Genomic DNA, 3,092 nt, shown 5'->3' with positions numbered 1-3,092 from the left:
GGCGGCGGCGCGCGGCGCGGGAGCGGCCTCGCGCGTCCGCGCCGCGCGGGCCGCGGACGACGCGGTCGTCGTCGGCTCTCTCATCTCCGTGTCCTCCGGCGCGGCGGGAGCGGCCGGCGGCGCGGGCGACGTCGCGCGGGCGCGCACGTCGAACTCGCCGACGCCGAGATCGCGGTAGATCGCCAGCCAGCCGAGCGCGTCGAAGCGCGGATCCCGTTCGCTCACCGCTTCTCCCCCAGCAGCCGTTCGACGCGGTCGAGGATCCGCTCCGCGACCTCCCGCTTCCCCATCCGCGGCAGTTCCTCGGCCGGCGCGTCCGGCGCGAGGAGCGAGACGATGTTCGTGTCGACGCCGAAGCCGGCGCCCGGCGCCGTGACGTCGTTGACGACCAGAAGGTCGCACCCCTTGCGGACCAGCTTCGCCGCGCCGCGCGTCGCCGCGTCGCGCGTCTCCGCGGCGAAGCCGACGACGACCTGCCCCGCGCGCCGCGCGGAGCAGAGCTCGGCGAGAATGTCGGGGTTGGGCGTCAGCGCGATTGCGTACCCCTCGCCCGGGCGGTGGATCTTGTCCTCGGCGAACGACGCGGGGCGATGGTCGGCGACCGCGGCGCTCATCACGACGACGTCGGCGTCCGCGGCCGCCGCGATCACGGCGTCGCGCATCTCGCGCGCGGTCTCGACGTCGATCCGCTCGACGCCCCACGGCGTGCCGAGCGCGACGGGGCCGGCGACGAGCGCGACCGACGCGCCGCGCGCGCGGGCCGCGGCCGCCACGGCGAATCCCATCTTGCCCGACGAGCGATTGCCGACGAAGCGGACCGGGTCGATCGGCTCGTAGGTCGGACCGGCCGAGACGACGACGCGGCGCCCTTCGAGCGAACGGGAGCGGCGCGCCGCCAGCAACGCCTCGGCGACGATCGTCTCGACGCGCGGCAGCCGCCCGGCGCCCTCGTCGCCGCAGGCCATCGTCCCCTCTTCGGGCGGAACGATCGCCGCGCCGCGCCGCGCGAGCGAGGCGACGTTGGCCTGCGTCGCCGGCGCGGCCCACATCTTCGGGTTCATCGCCGGGGCCAGCACGACCGGCCCGGCGAAGGCGAGGAAGACCGTGCTCAGCAGGTCGTCCCCCAGCCCCTGCGCGAAGCGGGCCAAGGTGTTGGCGCTCGCCGGGGCGACGACCAGCGCGTCGGCCCAGCGGGCGAGCTCGATGTGGCCGATCGTCGGCGACGGCTCCGCGCCGAACTCGGTGCGCGCGACCGGACGGCCGGAGAGGGTCGCGAGCGTGAGCGGCGCGACGAACTCCGCGGCGCGGCTGGTCAGGACGACCTGGACTTCGGCCCCGTCCTTGGCCAGCGCGCGGCAGATCTCGGCCGCCTTGTAGGCGGCGATTCCGCCGGTCACGCCGAGCAGGATCCGCGGCGCGGCCACGTCAGTGCCCGCCGTTCCGCGCCGGCGCGGGGAACGTCGCGAGAATCGCCTCCAGCCGCTCGGCGCGCCGCGCGCGGCCCGCCCGCGCGGCCCGCACGACCGCGATCAGGTCGGCCGCGGCGTCGTCGAGGTCGTCGTTGACGACGACGTAGTCGAAGAGGCGGCTCTGCGGCACCTCGACGCAGGCGTTGGCCAGCCGCCGCTCGAGCGAGGCGTTCGTCTCCGTCGCCCGTCCCTCCAGCCGACGGACCAGCGTCTCGTAGTCCGGCGGAAGGATGAAGACGAAGACGGCCGGCAAGCCGGAGGCGCGGACCTGCGCCGCCCCCTGCACGTCGATGTCGAGGATCATGTCGCGGCCGCGGTCGAGCGCGGCGAGCGTCTCGGCCCGCCCCGTGCCGTAGAGCCGGCCGTGGACTTCGGCCCACTCCAGCATCTCGCCGCCGGCGATCTTCTCGTGGAAGGTCGCCTCGTCGGTGAAGTGATAGGCGACGCCGTCTTCCTCCCCGGGACGCGGCGCGCGCGTCGTCCACGAGACGGAGAAGACCAGGTCGGGCAGAGCCGCCGTCAGCCGCGCGACGAGCGTGCTCTTCCCCGCCCCGGACGGGGCGCTGACGACGAACAGCTCCCCGCGCCCGCTCATTCGAGGTTCGCCGCCTGCTCGCGGATCCGCTCCAGCTCGGCGCGGATCGCCAGCGAGCGCGCGTCGATCTCCGGATCCGAGGTCTTCGCGCTCAGCGTGTTCACCTCGCGCCGGATCTCCTGCACGAGGAACTCGAGGTCCCGGCCGATCTCTTCCGCCCCTTCGGCGAAGAGCGTTCCGAGCCGCTGCAGATGGGCGCGCAGCCGCACGCGCTCTTCGGTCACGTCCGCCTTCTGCGCGGCGAGGGCGATTTCCTGCGCCAGCCGCTGCTCGTCGAGCGGCGTCTCGCCGAGCAGCTGCTTCACCCGGGCCCGCATCGCCTCGGCCAGCCGCTCCGTGGCCCCTTCGAGCCGTTCCTCGATCTCGCCGACCAGGCGGACGATCGTCCCGCGCCGCGCCTCGAGGTCTTCGGCCAGCTTCGCCCCTTCGCGGGCGCGAACCTCGGCGTGCACGGCGAGCGCCGCGCCGAGCGCCGCCGCGGCGACCCGCGCGCACCGCTCGATGTCCAGCGCCTCGGCCGGCGCCGGCTCGACGACGCCCGGAAGACGCAGCAGCGCCTGCGCCGTCGGCGGATCCTCGAGCCCCAGCTCCCGCTGCAGCGTGACCCACGCCTCGCGCAGCGCCCTGGCCGCGGCGACGTTGACCACGCAGCGCGGCGCGGCCGGTCCGGCGCCCTCCCACGCGATCGTCGCGTCCACCCGTCCGCGCGCGATCGCCGCGTTCGCCTGCGCCCGGAGCGCGTCCTCGCACGAAAACAGCTCCTGCGGCAGGCGGAAGCGGATCTCGCGCCCGCGGTTGTTGACCGAACGCACCTCCGCCGTCGCGGCGAGGTCGCCCTCCGCGGCCCGTCCCTTCCCGTAACCGGTCATGCTGCGGATCATCGCTGTTCCTTTTCCGCGGCGCGCGCGGCGCCGTCCAAGGTGTCGAGGAACGCTTCGGCCGCCCGCGCGTAGGCGCCGGGAGGACCGAGCCGCCCGGCGGCCTCGGCGATCCCGGCCAACGCCGCCTCCCGCGCCGGGCCGGGGCGC

4 protein-coding genes are annotated in these 3,092 nt (G+C 75.6%); all 4 read right to left on the bottom strand.

Annotated features, from left to right (window positions below; all coding sequences use genetic code 11):
* On the bottom strand, positions 1 to 225 hold a 225-nt coding region (locus LLG88_15015), incomplete at its 3' end, for a hypothetical protein (protein MCE5248217.1).
* Positions 222 to 1,424: a bifunctional phosphopantothenoylcysteine decarboxylase/phosphopantothenate--cysteine ligase CoaBC gene (coaBC, locus tag LLG88_15010; GenBank protein ID MCE5248216.1), complete on the bottom strand. Its 1,203-nt coding sequence runs from the start codon at positions 1,422 to 1,424 to the stop codon at positions 222 to 224. The genes LLG88_15015 and coaBC, both read right to left, overlap by 4 nt.
* Position 1,425: 1 nt before the next feature.
* Positions 1,426 to 2,064: a guanylate kinase gene (gmk, locus tag LLG88_15005; protein MCE5248215.1), complete on the bottom strand. Its 639-nt coding sequence runs from the start codon at positions 2,062 to 2,064 to the stop codon at positions 1,426 to 1,428.
* Positions 2,061 to 2,945, bottom strand: a complete 885-nt coding sequence (locus LLG88_15000) for a YicC family protein (GenBank protein MCE5248214.1) — start codon at positions 2,943 to 2,945, stop codon at positions 2,061 to 2,063. Before LLG88_15000 ends, gmk begins: the two co-directional genes overlap by 4 nt.
* Positions 2,946 to 3,092: the final 147 nt, after the last annotated feature.

The organism is bacterium, from assembly GCA_021372775.1.
Classification (GTDB): Bacteria; Acidobacteriota; Polarisedimenticolia; order J045; family J045; genus JAJFTU01.
The sequence above is the reverse complement of the archived record's forward strand: the minus strand, read 5'-3'. Positions and strand labels throughout refer to the sequence as shown.